We start from the raw sequence: 19,110 nt of genomic DNA on the forward strand, positions 1-19,110 counted from the left end.
CGAAACGGTAGGGGGCGTCGATGGCCGGTGCGGGCGAATGGCGCTATCTGGACCAGTGTCCCGTTCACCCCTTATTGTGCCCCGACCCTCCGCCGGTACAGGAAGAAGACCCGCTCGATCCGGGCCCCCGCGCTGCCGGAATAGAACGGCACCGGCCCCACCCAGCCAATCTGCGCCCGGTCCAACCCTGCCGCCTGCTGGTCCCGTAGGCAGCGCCGCAGCAGCACCCCACCGATGCCCGACCCCTCGGCGGCCGGCGCGGTGCCCATCGGCCCGAACCAGCTCGGCCGGGACGACCCGTACGCGGCGAAGCCGAGCACCTCGCCGCCCCGCTCCGCCAGGTGGCACCCGGCGCCGGCACGACCCACCGACCCAGCCAACTCGCCGTCCCACGCCCCACCGAAGGTGGACCGGGCGAACGCGGCCAGCGCCGGCAGGTCCGCAGGCTCCGCCCGGCGTACGGTGACGCCTTGATCGGCCAGCCGTTGCTCCGCAGCCTCGGTGGACCGCAGCGCCGGCGACCCGTCGTACGACAGGTCTGCGGTCATGTTCCAGGCGGTCCGGTCCTGCTGGTAGCCCAGCGCGAGCGCGGCGCAGACGGCCGGCGTGTAGCGGACGTCGATGCCCGGCCACGCGTAGTACGGCGGGTTCCCGGCCAGCAGCACCTCGGTCACCCCGCGCTCGGCGAGCACCCGCTCGGCTCGCTGGAGCAGTGCCCGGCCGACTCCCCGGCGGCGCTGATCCGGAAGGACCGCGACCAGGTCCACGTGCCCGATTCCCGGCTCGGTCGACGACACCGAGCAGAGCAGCACCCCGACCAGATCCGCACCCCGGTACGCGCCCAGCCCGACCACCGATCGGTCGGCGACGGCCCGGGGCCAGAGCACGTCCACGATGGGGGCCGCCTCGGCGGCATCCTCGGGGAGGTCGAGAGCCTGCTCGCAGAGCCGAACCACGGTGGAAGCCAGGTCGGCTGTCAGCTCGGTGACGGTGATCTCGGCGTCCATGGTCGCCGACCCTAGATCACTGGTTGCCGGTCCGCACTCCCTCCCATCCTTACTGTTGGGCGGCTCGGACGGCGGCGAAGGCGTCGACCTCGCCGGCGCCGGTGACGTTCGACGGGCCACCACAGGCGTCGGTCGGGTTGCTGGAGCGGTAGGTCGGTGTCGCCGCCGTGGCGGTGTCCCGCAGGATCTGCCGGGTGCGGCCCACGTCGCCGACCAGCGCCGGGTTCGCCGACCACATCAGCGCGACCACCCCGGCCACCTGCGGCGTCGCCATCGAGGTGCCATCGAGCGCGGCGTACGTGCCGCCCGGCATCGCCGACACCACTCCCACCCCCGGTGCCAGGACGTCCGGCTTGCCCGTGCCGCCCGGCACCGGCCCGCGCGACGAGAACTCGGCAACCCGGTGCTGCTCGTCCACCGCGCCCACTGTCAACACGTCCGCGTACGGCGCGGGCGGGTCGTCGATCGACGCACACCACGGGCCGGTGTTGCCGGCGGCGGCGACCACGAAGATCCCGGCGGCGTCCAGCGCTGCGGTGGCCGGCCGCAGTACGCCCCGGTCACAGCCCTCGATCGGCGGGCAGCCCCACGAGTTGGTCAGCACCTGCGGGGCGCGTTCCGGTCGGCCGTCGGTGAACGGGTCACCGCCAGCTGGGAACGGCGCCAGCATGAACTGGAGGCAGTCCAGGTAGTGCGCGGGGTTGCCGAGGTTGCGGTCCAGGTTGACGCAGCCGACCCACTGTGCGTCCGGTGCCACGCCGATGCCGTCCCGACCGACTGCGCTGCCCACCGTGTGGGTGCCGTGGCCGCCCTTGTCGGTCGGATTCCGGCTGCCGTCCCACGGGTCGTACCAGGAGTCGTTCCCGCCACGGAAGCCGGCTCGTAGCGCCGGATGGGTGCCGTCCACTCCCGAATCCGAACTGCCGACCACGATGCCCGTGCCGGTCACCCCGAGCTGGGACCACACCCGGTCGGCGCCGATCTGGCGGATGTTCCACTCCGGGCCGGTGGGCTTCGGCGCGGTGCCGCGGCTCTGCCCGGCCGGGGCCGGTAGTGGCCGCAGGCGCTGGCTGACCAGCACGCGGGCCACCTCCGGTCGGCGGGCGAGCCAGGCCCGTACCGCCGGGCCGCCGTCCACCTCGATCGCGTTCACCAGGTAGTACGACACCGGGTCGAGTCGGAGCCGGGTCAGGCCTCGAAGCAGGTCTGTCTGGGTCTGCTCGGCGGTCGTCACCAGGCGCCGGTAGACCTCCGCCGCGCGGGCGTCCCGCCCCGCCCGACCCGGTGCGCCGGCCGGTAGACCGTTCAGGTCGGCCTGCGCGCGCAGCACCACGAGCAGCCGTTCGCCGTACAGGCCTGGCTGGCCGGGGCCGAGGTCGACCACGCCGAACGTCACCAGCAGCACCACGGCTGCCACCGCTGCGACCCGGCGGCTCGGGGTGCGTGCCGTCGGCCGGGCGAGCAGCACTGCGTACCCGATGGCGACCAGGACGGCGACGGCGAGCCCGGCGCCGGCGGCGGCCGCCACCCAGAACGGGACGTCCCGGGTGCCGACCAGCAGCAGGGTGATCTCCTCCGGGTCGGTGAAGGCCAGCGGGCCGAGTGCGGCCAGGCCCACGAGCCAGCCGGTCGCCGTGCGGCCAGCGCGTGTGGCCTCGTCCGGGCCGGTGGTGGGCCGCCAGGCCGCCGCCCACAGCGCGGCCAGCGCGAAGCCCGTCGGCGGCAGGGTCAGCAGCGCGGGCAACTGCGCGCCGGACTGGCCGGTGCCGGCCGCGAGAAGCAGCAGCGCCACCCCGGCGACCAGCCCTCCCAGCAGCACCAGCCGGGCCGGCCGGGGCGGCCGGCCGACCGCGAACCGGGACCAGAACGTGGCGTTCAGCAGCGTCGCGGCCAGCGTCCCGAGCGCGGCGGCCGTCAGTAGCGCGAGTGCGGTCTCCAGGAGCCCGCCGAGCGCGCCCAGCCAGGCCCACGGCAGCAGCAGCGCCAACCCGGCGGCGACCGCGAGCAGTGGCACCGGGCCAAGCCGGCGCAACCCCCGCTGGCGTCCGACCGGCTCGGCCTCCGAGGCGGCCTCCGGTGCGGCGTCACCGCTCGGCCCCGGGTTTCCGGCGGCCTCGGTTGGGGCGGCGTCACCGGTCGGCGCCGCGCCACCAGTGGCGTGCCCGGCGAGCATCGCGGCGGTGCCGGGCGCGCTACCGGTGCCCGAGGCGGCCGATCGTCGCGCCGACCAGCGCACGGCGAGTGCGGTGAGCAACGCCACGCCGGCCAGCGCGGCGAGGTACGCCTCATGGTGCACCGGCGGCACGACCCGCAGCAGCGTCAGCACGCCGAGGGCTAGTGCCCCGAGCAGCCAGACCCGCCCGGTGGCCCGGACCATGGCCGACCTGGGCAGCACGGCCAGCAGCAGGGCGGGCGTGCCCACCAGCACGACGGTGGCCAGGCCGAGCACCGGCCAGAGCCAGCCGACCCGGTCCCGTCCGAAACCCAGCAACACCTGGTCGGTGACCCAGCCACCGGCCTGGGTGGCCACGGTGACCGCCACCGTCCAGCCGCCGACCAGCACGGCTGCGACCACCGCCCACGGGGAACTGCGGTCGCTGACTCCGGGGTGCGCAGGCTGACCGTGCATCCGAGCACCTTACGACCACGACGAACAGTTCCAGCCCGGCGTCGACGTGATGCGCGGTGATCAAGTGATGAAAAGTAGGTCAGAAGCGCCGTCGGAACCTACTTTTCATCACCTGATCAAGAGACGGGAGCGGCGGCTGCAACTGGTCACCGTGGCAGCGGTGATCCGCTCGAACAGAGCGAAGGCACCGCCGGTAGGTGCAGTACGGGGCGGGCGGCGAAATGCAGACCCGCTGGCGCGACGGTTACGGTGGACGGGTGCGTGACCCCAATGTCTCCCGATCCGTCGCCGGTCAGCTCTCGCCGGTCCGCCGCGCGTCCGACCTGCGTCGACTGCGCGCTGAGCGCTTCGACGTGCTGGTCATCGGTGGCGGGGTGACCGGTGCCGGTGCCGCCCTGGACGCGGCGTCCCGAGGCCTGAAGGTGGCCCTGGTCGAGGCGCGCGACCTCGCTGCGGGCACCTCCAGCCGGTCCAGCAAGCTCATCCACGGTGGCCTGCGCTACCTGGAGCAGTTGGAGTTCCACCTGGTCCACGAGGCGCTCACCGAGCGCGGGCTGCTGGCCACCCGACTTGCGCCGCACCTGGTGCGCCCGGTGCCGATCCTGGTGCCGCTGCCGGCCGGACGGGGCCTGCGGGACCTGCCGGCCCGGATCTTCCGCCGCTCGTACTACGGCGCCGGCGTGGCCACCTACGACGCCTTCGCCGGGCTCTTCGGCGGTGGCCGGGGCATGCCACTGCACCGGCACCTGACCAGGGAAGGCGCCCGGCGGATCTTTCCGAGCCTGCGGGCCGACGCGCTGGCGGGGGCGATCCGCTACTACGACGGGCAGGTCGACGACGCGCGGCTGGTCGTCACTCTTGCCCGCACCGCTGCCAGCCTCGGTGCCACGGTGGTGAGCAGCACTCGCGCCGTCGGGCTGATCCGGCAGGCACGCGAGGTGACCGGCGTACGCGTCCGGGACCTGGAGGCGCCGAAGGGTTCACCGGACGCGGAGTTCGAGGTGCAGGCCCGTACCGTCATCGCAGCCACCGGTGTGTGGAGCGACGACATGTCCCGGATGCTCAACGACGTGGGCCTGCGGCCCGGCGTCCGGGTGCGCGCCTCCAAGGGGGTGCACCTGGTGGTGCCCCGCTCGGCGATCACCGGCGAGACGGGGCTCATTCTGCGTACGGCGAAGTCGGTGCTCTTCGTCATCCCGTGGGGCGGGCACTGGATCATCGGCACGACGGACACCGACTGGCGGCTGGACCGGTCCCATCCGGCCGCCTCGGCCAGCGACATCGACTACCTCCTGCGGGAGGTCAACACGGTGCTGGACCGGCCGTTGACCACCGCCGACATCGAGGGGGTGTACGCCGGGCTGCGGCCGCTGCTGGCCGGCGAGGCCGATTCGACCTCGAAACTCTCCCGTGAGCACGCGGTCTTCGAGCCGATGCTCGGGCTGCTGCTGGTGGCCGGCGGCAAGTACACGACGTACCGGGTGATGGCCTCCGACGTCGTCGACCGTGCGGCCCGCCGGCTCGGCGGCGCCCGCTCGTCGCGTACCGCCGATCTGCCGCTGCTCGGCGCCGACGGGTATCCGGCGATGTGGCGGGACCGGGCCGACCTGGCTCGCCGGCACGGCGTGCCGGTGGGCGTGGTGGAGCACCTGCTGGAGCGGTACGGCACCCTCACCCTGGATCTGCTGGCGCTGATCGACGCCGATCCACTGCTCGCGTCCCCGCTGGCCGGTGCTCCGGAGTATCTGGCGGCGGAGGTCGCCTACGCGGCGCGGGCCGAGGGTGCGCTGCACCTGGAGGACGTGTTGACCCGACGGACCCGGATCTCGTTCGAGACCAGCCACCGGGGGCTGGAGTCGGCGGAGCACACCGCCGAGCTGATGGGTGCGGTGCTCGGTTGGGACGCGGCCACCCGGGCACGCGAGGTCGAGCACTATCGCGCCCGGGTGGAGGCGGAGAGGCAGTCCCAGTTGATGCCGGACGACGCTGCGGCGGACGCGGCCCGGCTCGGCGCTCCGGACGTCCGTGGTTACGCGGCCGACCGGGGTGGCGACGACGATGAGGCTGAGCTGCGTTCGTCCGCTCGGTGACGAATTGGAACGTTACTGAAGGGTAACCATCGATACCGGCCCGGATGGTGGTTTCGGCCGCTACCTACGGTGAGGTAGGTTTCCGCGCGTGCTTCCCCGCGCGCGCTCTCGTCTGCTTCTACCCGTCCTCGCCGCCGCGCTCATCGGTGCCCTGACCGGGTGTTCGCTACTCGACCGGGACGCGCGGGGCTCGTCGGTGGCGCAACAGCCCGCCGCGGCGGATGGCGGAGCGCAGCTGGAGATCCCCACCACGGTTGCCGCTGGCCAGGTCAGCCTGCTTCAGCGGCTCGGCGCAGACGGCCCGCTGCGCACCCTGAGCGTCGAGCGGGACGGCGCGTGGCAGTGCCTCGACTGCGCCGGCGACGGGGTCACCTCCCGGGGCACCCTCGCCCCGGAGTTGACCGAACGGCTTCAGGTGCTGCTCGCCGACCCGGCGCTGGCCGCCGAGACCGATCAGGCCCGGAGATACCGCAGCACCTGCATCGACGCGCTCACGTCCAGCCTGCTCACCTCGACCGGGCTGATCACCTCGCAGGACTGCCCAGGTGAGGAACGCACGCGCGTCGCGGGAGAGATCCTGCTGCTGCTCACCCAGGCGACCCCGGCCGAGATCAAGGGCTGACCCCAGCTCAGAGCACCTTGCCGGGGTTGAGCAGACCAGCCGGATCCAGAGCCGACTTGATCGCCTGGTGCACCCGGACACCGACCGGCCCGATCTCCCGAGCCAGCCAGTCTCGCTTGAGCAGCCCCACCCCGTGCTCTCCGGTGCACGTGCCGCCCAGGCCCAGGCCGAGCCGCATGATCTCGTCGAACGCCCGCCGGCCCCGCTCCACGCTCACCGGGTCGGCCCGGTCGACCACGATGTTCGGGTGCATGTTGCCATCCCCGGCATGCCCCACCACACCGATCGGCACCTCGCACTGCGCCGCGATCCGGCCCACCCCGTCCAGCAGTGCGGCGAGCGAACCGCGCGGCACCGCCACATCGTCGATCACCAGACCGCCGTTGCCGCCCGGGTAGGCCTCGGCGGCGAACTTCTCCATCGCCGGGTGGGCCAGCCGGCGAGCCTGCAGCAGCGCTGCCGCCTCCACCGCGTCGGTGGCCGCGTAGACCTCGTCGGCCCCGGCCGACTCGCACACCTCGGCCAGAACGGCCAGGTCGTCAGCGGCCCGGCTGCCGGTGTCCACGGCGGCCAGCAGTAGGGCCTGCGCGTCCGTCCGCAGCCCCATCGGCTGGTACGCCTCGATTGCCCGCAGATGCGTCTGGTCGAGCAGCTCCAGCAGGCTGGGGGTGAGCCCACGGGCCGCGATCCCGGCCACCGCCGCACCGGCCGCAGCGGTGGATCCGAAGACCGCCACCAGGGTCAGCGACTCGGCCGGTGCGGGCCGCAGCGCCACGGTCACCTCGGTGATCACTCCGAGAGTGCCCTCCGAGCCGACGAAGAGCCGGGTCAGGTCGTAACCAGCCACCCCCTTGGCCGTACGCCGACCGGTGCGCAGCACCTCACCGGAGGCGAGCACCACCTCCAGGCCGAGCACGTACTCGGTGGTCACGCCGTACTTCACGCAGCACATGCCGCCGGCGTTGGTGGCCACGTTGCCGCCGATCGTGGACGACTCCCAGGAGCCGGGGTCCGGCGGATACCAGAGCCCCTGCTTGGCGACCGCCCCGGCCAACGCCGCGTTGACGACCCCCGGTTGAACCACCGCGATCCGACTCACCGGGTCGATCTCCCGGATCTCGTCCATCGCGACGGTGCTGAGCACCACCGCGCCGTCCACCGCGTTCGCCGCGCCGGCCAGCCCGGTCCGCGCGCCCTGCGGCACCACCGGTACGCCGTGCCGCGCCGCCGCCCGGACCACCGCCACCACCTGTTCGGTGCTGCGCGGGCGGGTCACCACCAGCGGGGTGCCGGCGTCGCAGAGGTCGGCCTCGTCGCGCTGGTGCATCCGCAGCAGATCCGGGTCGGTGAGCACGGCGTCGGCACCGAGCGCGGCGCTCAGGTCGTCGAGGAGAGTGGTGGGGGCCATGCAGCCGAGGCTAGGTCGGCGGCTGCCGATCATCAACATGATCGTCTGCGCGGGATAACTTGGGCATCATGCTCTACCTGGACCGGCCTGCCTGGCCGTGGCGCGGTCGGCTCTGGTCGCACCTGATCAGCGACGTCTCGTACGCCGAGTTGCACGCCTTCGCCGAGGCACTCGGCGCACCCCGGCGCGGCTTCGACCGGGACCACTACGACATCCCGGCCGACCGGTTCGCGGCGGCGGTGTGGCTCGGTGCCCAGGTGGTGCCGAGCCGGGAGCTGGTCCAGTTGCTCCGCGTCGCCGGTCTGCGCCGCCCGAAGCACCTGGTCAGCCCACGTCAGCACCTGGTCAGCCCGAACCCGTCGACGAGCCGGTGAGCGTGGCCAGCTCGCGACGTACGTTGTCCCGAGCGGGCTCCTCCCACCGGCTCGCCAGCGGCGGCAGCCGGTACAGCGCGGGCAGCGCCAGCAGGCCGGTCAACACCGCGGCCCGCCCGGCCCGGAAGGCCGGCTCCGGCACGTGGGCGTACTCCCGCCGGATCGCCGCCGCGTAGCGCTCGTAGGTGGCCGGTGGCGTGGCCAGCACGGCGAGGTCCGCGTCACAGAGCAGCGCGCCGTCGCGGTCACCCGGTGCCACCGCGTGCCCGGCGGTGAGCAGCACCAGCCGGCGCACCTCGGCCACCGTTGGCGCCGGCACCCCGAGCCCGGTGAGCACGCTCTCGGCCAGCGCGGCGCTGTCCCGTTCGTTGGTGTCGCCGGCGGCCTTCGGGTCGTAGACCGCGTCGTGGCACCAGGCCGCCAGCCGCACCACGTCGACCCGGTCGGTCAGCCCGGCGTGCTGGTCCACCACGTCGAGCACAGCCGTCAGGTGGGTCACCGTGTGGTAGTGCCGGTGCGGCTCCCGCCACCGGGCGAGCAACTGCTCCCCAGCCCTGGTCGACTCCGCGTCCGGCCGTGCACCGGCGCCGAGGGCCGCCACCCGCCATCGCTCCAGTAGATCAACCACCAGTCGAGTCTGCCGTATCGCTTCGCAGCGCGGCACGGGAGGATTCAGCGGGCCGCCCACGGGTAGTCGCGCCCATGGCCGTGGCGCGGGACGACCGACCTCCGATGGTGCGACGTACCGCGCTGCGCGAGGGCCTGGTGGACATCGACGGTGCGCGGATCGCCGAAGCCACCGAACAGCTACGCCATCGCGGCCGCGCCACCCTGCACGACCGGCTGCACCGGGTGAAGATGGCCGGTGGACTGGCCGTGCAGGCGGGGCTTGCCGCCGGGCTGGCGTACCTGATCTCGCACAAGGTGCTCGGCAACCCGCAGCCGGTCTTCGCGCCGATCTCCGCGGTCGGCACCCTGGCGGCGTCGGTCGGCCAGCGGTTCCGCCGGACCGTGGAGTTGATCGCCGGGGTGGGGATCGGGGTGGCCATCGGTGACTTCCTGATCTACCTGCTCGGCACCGGAGCGTGGCAGCTCGGCATGGTGGTCACGGTGGCGATCCTGCTCACGATCTTCGCTGGGGCAAGCGTGGCGATCGTCATCCAGACGGCGGCCACGGCCGTGCTGATCGTCACGCTGAGCCCCTCCACCCAGAACCTGGAGATCCCACGCTTCGTCGACGCCTTTCTCGGCGGTGGGGTCGCGCTGCTGGTCACGGCGGTGCTGCTGCCGCTGAACCCGCTCCGGGTGATCAACCGGGCCGCCCGGCCGGCGCTGGACCTGCTCGCCACCCAGCTCGACATCACCGCCGCCGGGTTGCGCAGCCGTGACCGTGCCAGCGTCCAGCGCGCCCTGGATCGGCTGCGCAACAACAAGGACGAACTCGACACGCTGGCCGAGGCGATCGAGGGCGCGAAGGAGACGTCCACCCTCTCCCCGGCCCGCTGGCGCCGCCGCAGTGAGCTGATCCACTACGCGGAGGCGGCCGACCCGATCGACCGGGCGATGCGCAACACCGGCACGCTGATCCGCCGATCCGTCACGTTGATCGAGGACGAGGAGCCCGTGCCCGATCCGATGCCGGACGGGATCGGTCACCTCGCCGAGTCGGTCCGGCTGCTCAAGAACGAGTTCGCCGCCGGTGAGGAGCCGGCGAAGGCCCGAGAGCGGTCGCTGCGGGCGGTCAGCGAGGCCGGCCGGGCGTACGGCGCCGGGGTCGGCTTCTCGGGCAGTGTGGTCATCGCCCAGATCCGGACCACCGCCAGCGACCTGCTGGTGGCCTCGGGGATCGAGCAGGAGGAGGCAAACCGGTGGATCCGCAGCGCCTTCGGGGAGCAGGAGCGGCCGGTCGGTGAACCGGCCGAGCCCGACGAGGCGCCGAAGCCACCCACGGCCCCGCCGGTGGGCTGAGCAAGGCCCAGCCCACCTCGGCGAGCTGCGCCCTCAGCCCAGCCCACCTCGGCGAGCTGCGCCCTCAGCCCAGCTCGGCGAGCGCGGCGAGCAGCCGGTCCACCTGGGCGGCCGTGCTGCCCAGGCCGATGCTGGCGCGCAGCGCGGTCGGCGGCAGGTCCTGCCGGCCGGTACGCCTCGCCGCCTCGCTGAGCAGACGCCGGGCCAGCGGGTGGGCGCAGAACAACCCGTCGCGTACGCCGATCCGGTGCTCGCTGGCCAGCCGCGCGGCGACGTCGGCGGAGTCCCAGCCGACGACCACGAACGAGACGATGCCGACCCGGGGCGCGTCCGGGCCGAAGGTGCGCAACTCCACCACACGCGGCAGCGCGGCGATGCCGGTCCGCAGCCGGGCCAGCAGCGCCTGCTCGCGGGCAGCCAGCGCGGCCCGATCGGCGTCGCCGAGCGCCGCGCACACGGCCGCCAGCGCCACCGCGCCGAGCAGGTTCGGGGTGCCACCCTCGTGCCGAGCCGGACCGGTCGCCCAGGTCACGTCATGCGTGGCCGGACCAACGCGGCTGGTGGCGCCGCCACCGGCCAGGTACGGCTGGGCGGCGTCCAGCCAGTCCGCCCGCCCGATCAGCACGCCCGCACCGAACGGCGCGTACAGCTTGTGGCCGGACACGGCCAGGTAGTCGACGTCGAGCGTGAGCAGGTCGACCGGCGCGTGCGGGGCGAGTTGCGCGGCGTCGAGCACGATCCGGGCACCGTGCCGATGGGCCACCTGGGCCAGCTCGGCGACCGGCCACCGCTCACCGGTCACGTTGCTCGCACCGGTCACCGCGACCAGCACCGGCAGCGCCGGGTTGCTGCCCCGGCGCAGCTCGGTGAGGGCGGCGGCGAGGTCGCGTACCGCCCCGGCGGGGTCGGAGGGCACCGGCAGCCGCACCGAGCCGCGCGGCCAGGGCAGCAGGTTGGCGTGGTGCTCACCCGCGAAGGTGACGACTGTCGTGCCGGCCGGCACCGCCCGCGCCAGCAGGTTGAGCGCGTCAGTGGTGTTGCGGGTGAAGATCACGTGATCGTCGGCGCGGGCGCCGAAGAAGTCGCCGACCGTCTGCCGTGCCTGCTCGTAGGCGAGGGTGCAGCGCCGCGACAGCGCTCCCGCGCCACGGTGCACGCTGGCGTACCAGGGCAGCAGTTCGGCCACCGCGTCGGCGGCGGCCTGCGCGCACGGTGCGCTGGCCGCGTAGTCCAGGTTGATCTCGCCTGGTACGCCGAGGACGTCGAGCGGCCGCGACGTGGCCAGCGTGGGCGCGGAGTCGAAGCGGGTGGGCAGCGAGGGAACGAGGGTGACGGGCATGCCGGAACCTCCGGGGTCAGGGACCCCGGGTGCGGCATCGGGACGGGGTCCGCGCTTGCCCAGCACACCGATCGGGCTGGGCCCGGTCATCACCCGGGGCACCCCACCGCGAACTCGACGAGGGTTGCCGGCCAGCAAGCCGGGGCTGAACGCTGGCACTCGTGACCTGTCGGCAGCATAGCGGCTACCGATGCGACCGGACCAGCCGGCAGCGGATGGCTACGCTGACCGCATGGCCGACACCCCGCCCGGTTCACCTTTGCCGTCGTCGCCCGCACCCACGACACCTTCCGTCGGCGAGGCATCCCGGATGCCGCTGCGCCGACTGGGCTGGCGGCGGTTCCTGGCGTTGGCCGGGGTGGTGCTGTTCATCGCCGCCTGCGCGGTGTTCATGGTCTTCACGCTCGGCCAGTCACTCGGTGTGCAGGCCCTGCTGATCGGGGTGGCTGCCGCCATCCTGCCGGTGCCGGTGCTGGTCGCCTGTTACCTCTGGCTGGACCGGTACGAACCGGAGCCGCTGAAGTATCTGATCTTCTGCTTCGCCTGGGGAGCGTTCGTCTCCACCGCCGCCGCGCTCACCGTGAACGACTTCGCGGCCAGCCGCTTCGCCGACTGGGGCCTGCCGTCCGCGCTCACCGGGGTGCTGGTGGCGCCGTTCATCGAGGAGCTGACCAAGGCACTGGGCCCGATCCTGCTGCTGGTGTTCCGCCGTCGCCAGTGGTCCGGGATCACCGACGGCCTGGTCTACTGCGGGCTGTCCGCGGTCGGCTTCGCGATGGTGGAGAACATCCTCTATCTGGGTGGGTTGGGCTTCGCGTCCGGTGCCGACCGCTATGGCCCGGCTACGGGCATCCAGCAGGTCATCTCCATCTTCATCCTGCGGATCCTGCTGTTTGGGTTCGCCCATCCGCTCTTCACCTCGATGACCGGTATCGGGCTGGGCATCGCGGCGCGGACGGCCGACCGGAGGGTGCGGGTGCTCGCCCCGATCGCCGGCCTGCTGCTGGCGATGATGTTGCATGGCACGTGGAACCTGCTGCCCACGCTGACCCAGGCCACCGGCGAAGCGTTGATCATGCTGTACGGCTTCCTGGGCCTGATGGTGCCGGTCTTCTTCGGCACGGTGGGGCTGGCGGTGTGGCTGCGCGCCTGGGAGGGGCGGCTCACCGAGCGGACCTTGCCGGACTACGTACGTGCCGGCTGGCTGAGCCCACCCGAGGTCGCCGCACTGAGCAGTCTCGGCAGGCGGCACGCGGCCCGTACCTGGGCGCGGCGGGTGGCCGGCGACGCCGGGGTGCGGGCGATGCGCGGCTACCAGTCCGCCGCCACCCGGCTGGCCCTGCTGCGGGACGGGGCGCTACGCGGCCTGGACCGCAAGCCCGCCGACCTGGAGCGGACGGCTCGGGAGGAGCGCGAGCTGCTGGACGCGATCAGCGCGTACCGGTCGTTCTTCGTCGGTCGGGACCCGCAGGCCCCGGCGGGGGTCTGGGACGGCAGCCGCTACCACCTGCGCTTTCCGGACGGTACGCAGCGTCCGGTGGACGCGCCGGACGAGCCGGTGGTGCCGATCCCGGTGGTGTTGGCCCCTGCTCCGCCTCCGGTGGGGTACGCCCCGCCCGGCTGGCCCGGTCTGCGTTCGGCGGCGCCGTGGCCGCCGGGTCACCCCTGACAGCCGGCGCCCCGGCTGGCTGATTCAGGTCATCAGGGTGGTGAGGAAGTCACCGAAGCCCTGGAACATGGCGATCAGCGCAGCCCCGATCGCCTTGAACATCTGCGCGGCGCCGTCCGGCCGGAAGGCCATGAAGTAGATCAGGAACGCGACACTGCCCCAGGTCAGCAGCTTCTTCACGAAGATCGGCATCGTCCCTCCCCAGGGCCACGGTCGCCGGATGGCTTCCCGTCGTACGGCCGGGCAAACGGTGCGCCGGTGGCCGGGGGAGGTGCGTCAGAGGTAGAGGCCGGTGGGGTCGTTCTCGATCCGCTCGGCGGCCACCGCGTGCACGTCGCGCTCCCGCAGCAGCACGTACCCGCGGCCGTGCAGCTCGACCTCGGAGCGGTCGTCGGGGTCGAACAGCACCCGGTCGCCGGACACGATGGCGCGTACGTTCGGCCCCACCCCGACCGCCGTGGCCCAGGCGAGGCGCTTACCGACCTGGGCGGTCGCCGGGATGACGATGCCGGCGGTGGAACGGCGCTCGCCCTCGCTGCCCTCCATCCGCACCAGCACGCGGTCGTGCAGCAGGCGGATCGGAAGGCCGGTGTCGAGATCGTTGTCGGCGGTCACGCCGCAGACGCTACCGTGTGGCCGACGGCGAGCCCGCCGGTGGTTACGCCGGTCATGAGCGGGGCATTGTGTGGCGGAACTGTCCTACGGTGTCGGAAACGCAAGTATGCTGTCCGACCTGTCGTCGTGGGCGGACCGGTTTTTCTGCCAGGAGGTGCGCTTGAGCCGCTTCGAGTGGGTACGCGGGCGGCTCCGTCGCGCTTACCAGTCGCGACAGGAGTCGCTGCGCACCGACGAGGGCACGTCGAGCGAAGAAATGAGCGACGTGTCGGAGGCGGCCCGGGTGGCGTCGCCGGCCCTGCCGGGGCCGACCGCACCGCCGAGCGCCACGGTCTACGGCGCGGAATTTCCGGTGGACCTGCACAGCTCGACCTCCAGCCGGGACGACGCCGACGTCCCGCACGGGCTGCGGATCGCCGCCGCGTGGTGCTGGCGACTGATCGTGATCGGTGTGGTCGCCTGGGCCCTGCTCAGGATCGTCGGGACGATCAAGATCGTGATCATTCCGTTGGCGATCGCGCTGCTGCTCTCCGCGCTGCTCGCGCCGGCGGTGGGCTGGCTGCTGCGGGCTCGACTGCCCCGGTCGCTGGCGACCGGGGTCGTGCTGGTCGGTGGTCTGGCCGCGGTGATCGGCACGCTGACGTTGGTCGTCAACGAGTTCATCCGCGGTGTGCCCGAGCTGAGCGCGAAGTCCTCGGAGGGTGTCCGGCAGATCCAGAACTGGCTCAGGACGGGCCCGCTGCACCTCTCCGACACCCAGCTCGACCGCTACATCGACGAGGCGCAGGCCTGGATCAACGACAACACCTCGAAGTTCACAAGCGGGGCACTGAGCACCGCCGCGACGCTGGCCGAGGTGCTGACCGGCACGCTCCTGGTGCTCTTCGCCACGTTCTTCTTCCTGCGTGACGGCAACCGGATCTGGCGCTTCTTGGTCCGGCTGCTGCCGGTCGCCGCCCGATGGAAGGTCGACGACGCCGGCCGCGCCTCCTGGCACACGCTCGGCGCCTACGTCCGAGCGACCGTGCTGGTGGCCTTCATCGACGCGGTCGGCATCGGCATCTTCCTGGTCATCTTCGACGTCCCGTTCGCCTTCCCGCTGGCCGCGCTGGTCTTCCTCGGCGCGTTCATCCCGATCGTCGGTGCGGCGCTCTCCGGCGGTGTGGCGGTGTTGGTGGCGCTTGTCGACAGCGGCCCGGTCACCGCGTTGATCATCCTGGGCGCGGTGATCGGTGTGCAGCAGATCGAGGGGCACGTGCTCCAACCGCTGATCATGGGACGGGCGGTCGCTCTCCACCCGCTTGCGGTGATCATCGGCATCGCCGGTGGTGTCGTACTCGCCGGCATCACCGGCGCGCTGGTCTCCGTGCCGCTCATCGCAGTGCTGAACACCGCGATCCGCAGGCTTGCCGCCCGCAGGGTTCCAGACACCCCGCCCGACGCCGTTGTCGTGGCCGCACACGCCCCCTGACCGACGCGCCGCGCGTCACGCTGCGCTGGGGGCAGGTGCTGCGGGCCGGTCAGGAGTTGGCGAGCCGCTCCAGGGCGCCTCGGGCCACCTCGGGGCGGGTGGTGTACCAGAACGGCGGCAACGAGCGGCGCAGGAACGGCCCGTAGCCCCGGGCCGTCTCCAGTCGGGAGTCGAGCACCGCGACGACGCCCCGGTCGCCGGTCGCCCGGATCAACCGGCCCACGCCCTGAGCCAGCCGCACCGCCGCGATCGGCACGCTGACCGCAGCGAAGCCGGAGCCACCGCCGGCATCCACAGCGGCGGCACGGGCCGCCGCCAACGGCTCGTCCGGCCGCGGGAAGGGCAGCCGGTCGATGACCACGAGCTGGCAGGCGTCACCCGGCACATCCACCCCCTGCCAGAGCGACATCACCCCGAACAGGCAACTGGCACGCTCCTCCCGGAAGCGGCGGACCAGCAGCGGCAGCGCCTCCTCGCCCTGCAACAGCACCGGCAGGTCGGTCCGCGCGCGGAGCAGCTCCGCCGCCTGCTGCGCGGCCCGCCGGGAGGAGAAGAGCCCGAGAGTACGACCACCGAGCGCCCCGACGAGCGTGAGCAGCTCCTCCCCGGCGGCCTCGGGCAGCCCGGAGACGCTGGGCCGGGGCAGGTGCGCGGCGACGTACAGGATGCCCTGCCTGGCGTAGTCGAACGGCGACCCGACGTCGAGGGACCGCCAACCGGGGCCTTCGGTCGCCGGTACGACGGCACCCGGTGTGGCGTCGGCGGTAAGCCGACGGCCGGGCGCCTCGGCGGCCGGGCGTCCCGGGCCGGTGCGGGCAGCAAGCGAGGCGGCGGCGGGGGACGGCGGGGCGGGCGGTGGCGCGTCCAGCCCGAGAGCGCGGGCCACCGTGTCGAACCGGCCGCCCAGCGCCAGGGTCGCCGAGGTGGCGACGACGGTGCGCTCGTCGTACAGGTGGGTGGCGAGGGTGCCGGCCACCGACAGTGGCGCGACCACCAGCGCCCGGCGGTTGCCGCTGTCGTTCTTCTCCACCCAGGCCACGTCGTGGTCGCCCTCCTCCAGCAGCCGCTGCGCGGTGGTGGAGAGCTCGTCCAGCGCGGCCTTGGCCTGCTGCTTGCGGACCGGGTCGGGGTCGTCGGACTTGACGTCGCCGATCGCGTCCAGGGCGGACCGGGTCGCCGCGTCGAGCAGCGTGCACGCCTCCCGCAGGGGCGTCGGCAGCCCGGCGGTGATCCGCCCGGCCGGCGCCTCGGCCAACCCGACCGCGAGGGCGTCACCGGCGGCGGTGAGCGCCTCGGCGGTCTCCGGGCGCAGCAGCGGGCGGGCCCGCCGGGTGGTCCGGTCGATCAGCTCCGGCACCAGCTCAGCCTGAGCCGCGGAGGAAACCCGGTCGGCCAACTCGTGCGCCTCGTCGACGATGAGCAGCTTGTGCGGCGGCACGATGTGCCGGTCGGCGAGCATGTCGACCGCGAGCAGGCTGTGGTTGGTCACCACGATGTCGGCCTCGCGGGCCCGGGCACGGGAGGCCTCGGCGAAGCACTCCTGCCCGAACGGGCAGCGGGTCGCCCCGACACACTCCCGGGCCGGCATCGACACCAGTCGCCAGGCCTGATCGTCGACGCCTGGGTCCAGCTCGTCCCGGTCGCCGGTGGCGGTCTTCTCGGCCCAGTCACGCAGCCGCTCGACCTGCTTGCCCAACCGGCCCGCCTCACCGAGCCACTTCGTCCCGCCGCCGGGGCGAGCGGCGGGGGCGTCGAAGAGGGTGTCCTCCGGCTCCTCCTCGGTGGAGTTGTCCAGTCGGGCAAGGCAGAGGTAGTGGTGGCGACCCTTGAGCACCGCGAAGGTGGGCCGGCGGCCGAGCAGCGGCTCCACCGCGTCGGCCAGCCGGGGCAGATCGTGGTCGACCAGCTGGGACTGCAACGCCAGGGTGGCGGTGGAGACCACCACCGGGCCGTCCACGGTGAGCGCCGGCGCGAGGTACGCCAACGACTTACCGGTGCCGGTGCCCGCCTGCACGAGCAGATGCTCGCCGCCGGCCACGCACTCCTCGATAGCCGTGGTCATCTGGAGCTGGCCGGGGCGTTCCGCGCCGCCCGGCACCGCGCCCACCGCAGCCGCCAGCAGCTCCGTGCCACTGGGCCGGGCACCCCGCCGCCGGCTCCCGGCACGAGCCGATTTGGTGGCGGAACCGGTGGCGGTGCGGGGCGGAGTCACCGTGCGACGGTACCCGCCGCTGCCGACACCGGCCGCGCCCATCCGCCGCGTGGCGCGATGCCGGGCCGGGCTGGGGCGTCGCGGCCCGTGTCGTCCGGTTACGGCCGCGCTACGACGCGTGGGCAGTATCGGTTAGGGTGCGAATCATGCCGAGCGACATGGTCCGAGTGATCTACCGCAAGTACGACGGCAGCGCCCACCGCGACTACCCGGCCCGTCGGCTCACCGAGGACGACCTGGGCATCTGGCTCGGCGTGCCCCAGGGCACCGAGTCGGTCTACCACGGCCGACCGTCGGTGGAGAAAATTCCGTTCGTGCTGCTGGTGCCACATCGCGCCTGGTGGACGGCCATGTTCAACCCACCGCCGCGCACCAGCGAGGTCTACTGCGACATCACCACCCCGGCCCACTGGGAGTCCGACGACACCGTCCACCTGATCGACCTGGACCTGGACGTCGTCCGGCGCCGTGCCAGCGGTCTGGTGGAGTTGCTCGACGAGGACGAGTTCGCCGAGCACCGGGCACGATTCGGCTACCCGGACGACGTGGTGGTCGAGGCCGAAGCCGCAGCCCAGCGACTGCTCGGGGCGCTCGCCGACGGCGCCGAGCCGTTCGCCACCTCGTACCGCAAGTGGTTGGCCCTGGTGGTGTGATCCCGCACGCCCGGCCGGGCCGGCTCACCAGCGCGGTGGCCAGCGGTCGTCGTCACCAAGCGGCGGCAGGTCGGCCAGTTTCTCCGGGTTGAGCTGGTTGTAGATGGCGGTGACCCGGCCCTGGTCCACCGCGAAGGCGGTGACCAGGCGGATCGGCCGCCCGTCACCGTGCACCGCCTCCATCTGCAGGCCGAGCACGCCGTCGACGAGCACGGGCCGGGCCAGAACCCGGCCGGCGTAGCGGCCAGCCTGGCCGAACAGGCCCAGGGCGAAGCGACCCACGGCCTCTGCGCCGAGCACCGGCTGGCGGGCCGTGGGGAAGTGCCCGCCCGAGTCACCGGCGAAGACCACGTCCGGCGCGAGCACCTTGAGCAGTTGGTCCAGCTCACCGGAATCGGTGGCGGCGACGAACGCTTCGAGCACCCGGCGCTGCTCGGCCGGGTCAGCGGTGTGCCGGGGGACATCCGGCGCGGCGACTGCCCGACGTGCGCGGGCGGCGAGCTGCCGGGCAGCCACGTCGGTGGTGCCGAGCACCTCGGCGACCCGGGCGAACGGCACCGCGAACACGTCGTGCAGCACGAGGGCGACCCGCTGCTCCGGGGTGAGCCGCTCCAACACCACAAGCAGAGCCGTACCGACCTGGTCGGTGCGGACCGCCCGCTCCGCCGGGTCAGGTGCGTACCCGTCCGTCGGCGGCCCAGCGCCCAACTGGCTCACCACCGGCTCCGGGAGCCACTGCCCGGGGTACGCCTCCCGCCGGACCCGGGCCGAGCGGAGCACGTCCAGGCAGATCCGGCCGCAGGCGGTGGTCAGCCACGCGGACAGTTCGCGGATCTCGGCGCGGGCCGCCGGGTCGGCGAGCGCCCCGGCGTAGCGCAGCCAGGTCTCCTGCACCGCGTCCTCGGCCTCGCTGCGGCTGCCCAGCATCCGGTGGGCCACCGCGAGCAGCCGGCCCCGCTCGGCCTCGAACTCCGTCGCCAGGTCCCGCACGACCCACCACCCTCCCCCGACCGGCACCGTCCTGGCGTACATCCTCCCGGCAACTGGGAACAC

Annotated in this window: 16 protein-coding genes and 1 riboswitch; of the genes, 7 read left to right on the forward strand and 9 right to left on the reverse strand. The window is 73.3% G+C overall.

All coding sequences use genetic code 11. The features are described 5' to 3' along the window. Window positions 1-71: 71 nt before the first annotated feature. On the reverse strand, window positions 72-1,007 hold the full coding sequence (locus tag ACLQ28_RS24565) for a GNAT family N-acetyltransferase (RefSeq protein WP_425688631.1): 936 nt from the start codon (window positions 1,005-1,007) through the stop codon (window positions 72-74). A 49-nt stretch (window positions 1,008-1,056) separates the two neighbouring features. Then, window positions 1,057-3,636, reverse strand: a complete 2,580-nt coding sequence (locus tag ACLQ28_RS24570; protein WP_425688632.1) for a S8 family serine peptidase — start codon at window positions 3,634-3,636, stop codon at window positions 1,057-1,059. Between the two features lie 221 nt (window positions 3,637-3,857). On the opposite strand from ACLQ28_RS24570, the gene ACLQ28_RS24575 reads away from it, so the two are divergent. Together ACLQ28_RS24575 and ACLQ28_RS24580 are read left to right on the forward strand one after the other, a co-directional pair. Beyond that, window positions 3,858-5,726 carry a glycerol-3-phosphate dehydrogenase/oxidase gene (locus ACLQ28_RS24575; RefSeq protein WP_425688742.1) on the forward strand — a complete coding sequence of 623 codons (1,869 nt, stop codon included), beginning with the start codon at window positions 3,858-3,860 and terminating at the stop codon, window positions 5,724-5,726. A gap of 88 nt (window positions 5,727-5,814) precedes the next feature. Beyond that, a complete protein-coding gene (locus ACLQ28_RS24580; RefSeq protein WP_425688633.1) occupies window positions 5,815-6,348 on the forward strand; it encodes a hypothetical protein in 534 nt (177 codons plus the stop codon). 7 nt (window positions 6,349-6,355) lie between these two features. Here ACLQ28_RS24580 and ACLQ28_RS24585 read toward each other — a convergent pair whose 3' ends face one another. Beyond that, a complete protein-coding gene (locus ACLQ28_RS24585; protein ID WP_425688634.1) occupies window positions 6,356-7,756 on the reverse strand; it encodes an FAD-binding oxidoreductase in 1,401 nt (466 codons plus the stop codon). Between the two features lie 68 nt (window positions 7,757-7,824). Here ACLQ28_RS24585 and ACLQ28_RS24590 point away from each other — a divergent pair, with 68 nt between their 5' ends. Further along, a complete protein-coding gene (locus tag ACLQ28_RS24590) occupies window positions 7,825-8,130 on the forward strand; it encodes a DUF4031 domain-containing protein (protein WP_425688635.1) in 306 nt (101 codons plus the stop codon). On the opposite strand, the gene ACLQ28_RS24595 is transcribed toward ACLQ28_RS24590, so the two are convergent. Continuing rightward, on the reverse strand, window positions 8,102-8,758 hold the full coding sequence (locus ACLQ28_RS24595) for an HD domain-containing protein (RefSeq protein WP_425688636.1): 657 nt from the start codon (window positions 8,756-8,758) through the stop codon (window positions 8,102-8,104). The two genes, ACLQ28_RS24590 and ACLQ28_RS24595, sit on opposite strands and share 29 nt — an antisense overlap. 104 nt (window positions 8,759-8,862) lie before the next feature. Between ACLQ28_RS24595 and ACLQ28_RS24600 the strand changes: the two genes are divergently transcribed. Next, window positions 8,863-10,098 carry an FUSC family protein gene (locus ACLQ28_RS24600; protein ID WP_425688637.1) on the forward strand — a complete coding sequence of 412 codons (1,236 nt, stop codon included), beginning with the start codon at window positions 8,863-8,865 and terminating at the stop codon, window positions 10,096-10,098. 64 nt (window positions 10,099-10,162) lie between these two features. On the opposite strand, the gene ACLQ28_RS24605 is transcribed toward ACLQ28_RS24600, so the two are convergent. Further along, window positions 10,163-11,437, reverse strand: coding sequence for an aminotransferase class V-fold PLP-dependent enzyme (locus tag ACLQ28_RS24605; protein WP_425688638.1), 1,275 nt, complete (start codon window positions 11,435-11,437; stop codon window positions 10,163-10,165). 46 nt (window positions 11,438-11,483) lie between these two features. Beyond that, a riboswitch (SAM riboswitch) is annotated at window positions 11,484-11,604 on the reverse strand. Window positions 11,605-11,627: 23 nt separating this feature from the next. On the opposite strand from ACLQ28_RS24605, the gene ACLQ28_RS24610 reads away from it, so the two are divergent. Beyond that, on the forward strand, window positions 11,628-13,106 hold the full coding sequence (locus tag ACLQ28_RS24610) for a PrsW family intramembrane metalloprotease (protein ID WP_425688639.1): 1,479 nt from the start codon (window positions 11,628-11,630) through the stop codon (window positions 13,104-13,106). 24 nt (window positions 13,107-13,130) lie between these two features. On the opposite strand, the gene ACLQ28_RS24615 is transcribed toward ACLQ28_RS24610, so the two are convergent. Together ACLQ28_RS24615 and ACLQ28_RS24620 are read right to left on the reverse strand one after the other, a co-directional pair. Continuing rightward, complete coding sequence (locus ACLQ28_RS24615) at window positions 13,131-13,298, reverse strand: hypothetical protein (RefSeq protein WP_425688640.1); 168 nt, start codon at window positions 13,296-13,298, stop codon at window positions 13,131-13,133. Window positions 13,299-13,382: 84 nt separating this feature from the next. After that, the gene (locus ACLQ28_RS24620; RefSeq protein ID WP_425688641.1) at window positions 13,383-13,721 is read right to left on the reverse strand and encodes a GroES family chaperonin; all 339 of its coding nucleotides are present in this window, start codon (window positions 13,719-13,721) and stop codon (window positions 13,383-13,385) included. 106 nt (window positions 13,722-13,827) lie between these two features. On the opposite strand from ACLQ28_RS24620, the gene ACLQ28_RS24625 reads away from it, so the two are divergent. Next, on the forward strand, window positions 13,828-15,192 hold the full coding sequence (locus ACLQ28_RS24625) for an AI-2E family transporter (protein WP_425688642.1): 1,365 nt from the start codon (window positions 13,828-13,830) through the stop codon (window positions 15,190-15,192). A 49-nt stretch (window positions 15,193-15,241) separates the two neighbouring features. Here ACLQ28_RS24625 and ACLQ28_RS24630 read toward each other — a convergent pair whose 3' ends face one another. Then, window positions 15,242-17,446 (reverse strand): ATP-dependent DNA helicase, encoded by a 2,205-nt coding sequence (locus ACLQ28_RS24630; RefSeq protein WP_425688643.1) that lies wholly within the window; start codon window positions 17,444-17,446, stop codon window positions 15,242-15,244. Window positions 17,447-17,550: 104 nt separating this feature from the next. Between ACLQ28_RS24630 and ACLQ28_RS24635 the strand changes: the two genes are divergently transcribed. After that, complete coding sequence (locus ACLQ28_RS24635) at window positions 17,551-18,057, forward strand: DUF402 domain-containing protein (RefSeq protein ID WP_425688644.1); 507 nt, start codon at window positions 17,551-17,553, stop codon at window positions 18,055-18,057. A 24-nt stretch (window positions 18,058-18,081) separates the two neighbouring features. Here the strand turns inward: ACLQ28_RS24635 and sigJ are convergent, their stop codons facing one another. After that, on the reverse strand, window positions 18,082-19,047 hold the full coding sequence (gene sigJ / locus ACLQ28_RS24640; protein WP_425688645.1) for an RNA polymerase sigma factor SigJ: 966 nt from the start codon (window positions 19,045-19,047) through the stop codon (window positions 18,082-18,084). Window positions 19,048-19,110: the final 63 nt, after the last annotated feature.

It is taken from the genome of Micromonospora sp. DT201 (assembly GCF_049841575.1).
Lineage (GTDB): Bacteria > Actinomycetota > Actinomycetes > Mycobacteriales > Micromonosporaceae > Micromonospora.

Bases quoted from the DNA above. Each gene is read 5' to 3' on its own strand.
- ACLQ28_RS24565 (WP_425688631.1), bottom strand. From the start codon at position 1,007: ATGGACGCCGAGATCACCGTCACCGAGCTGACAGCCGACCTGGCTTCC.
- ACLQ28_RS24570 (WP_425688632.1), bottom strand. From the start codon at position 3,636: ATGCACGGTCAGCCTGCGCACCCCGGAGTCAGCGACCGCAGTTCCCCG.
- ACLQ28_RS24575 (WP_425688742.1), top strand. From the start codon at position 3,858: ATGCAGACCCGCTGGCGCGACGGTTACGGTGGACGGGTGCGTGACCCC.
- ACLQ28_RS24585 (WP_425688634.1), bottom strand. From the start codon at position 7,756: ATGGCCCCCACCACTCTCCTCGACGACCTGAGCGCCGCGCTCGGTGCC.
- ACLQ28_RS24590 (WP_425688635.1), top strand. From the start codon at position 7,825: ATGCTCTACCTGGACCGGCCTGCCTGGCCGTGGCGCGGTCGGCTCTGG.
- ACLQ28_RS24600 (WP_425688637.1), top strand. From the start codon at position 8,863: ATGGTGCGACGTACCGCGCTGCGCGAGGGCCTGGTGGACATCGACGGT.
- ACLQ28_RS24605 (WP_425688638.1), bottom strand. From the start codon at position 11,437: ATGCCCGTCACCCTCGTTCCCTCGCTGCCCACCCGCTTCGACTCCGCG.
- ACLQ28_RS24610 (WP_425688639.1), top strand. From the start codon at position 11,628: ATGCGACCGGACCAGCCGGCAGCGGATGGCTACGCTGACCGCATGGCC.
- ACLQ28_RS24615 (WP_425688640.1), bottom strand. From the start codon at position 13,298: ATGCCGATCTTCGTGAAGAAGCTGCTGACCTGGGGCAGTGTCGCGTTC.
- ACLQ28_RS24625 (WP_425688642.1), top strand. From the start codon at position 13,828: ATGCTGTCCGACCTGTCGTCGTGGGCGGACCGGTTTTTCTGCCAGGAG.
- ACLQ28_RS24630 (WP_425688643.1), bottom strand. From the start codon at position 17,446: ATGGGCGCGGCCGGTGTCGGCAGCGGCGGGTACCGTCGCACGGTGACT.
- ACLQ28_RS24635 (WP_425688644.1), top strand. From the start codon at position 17,551: ATGCCGAGCGACATGGTCCGAGTGATCTACCGCAAGTACGACGGCAGC.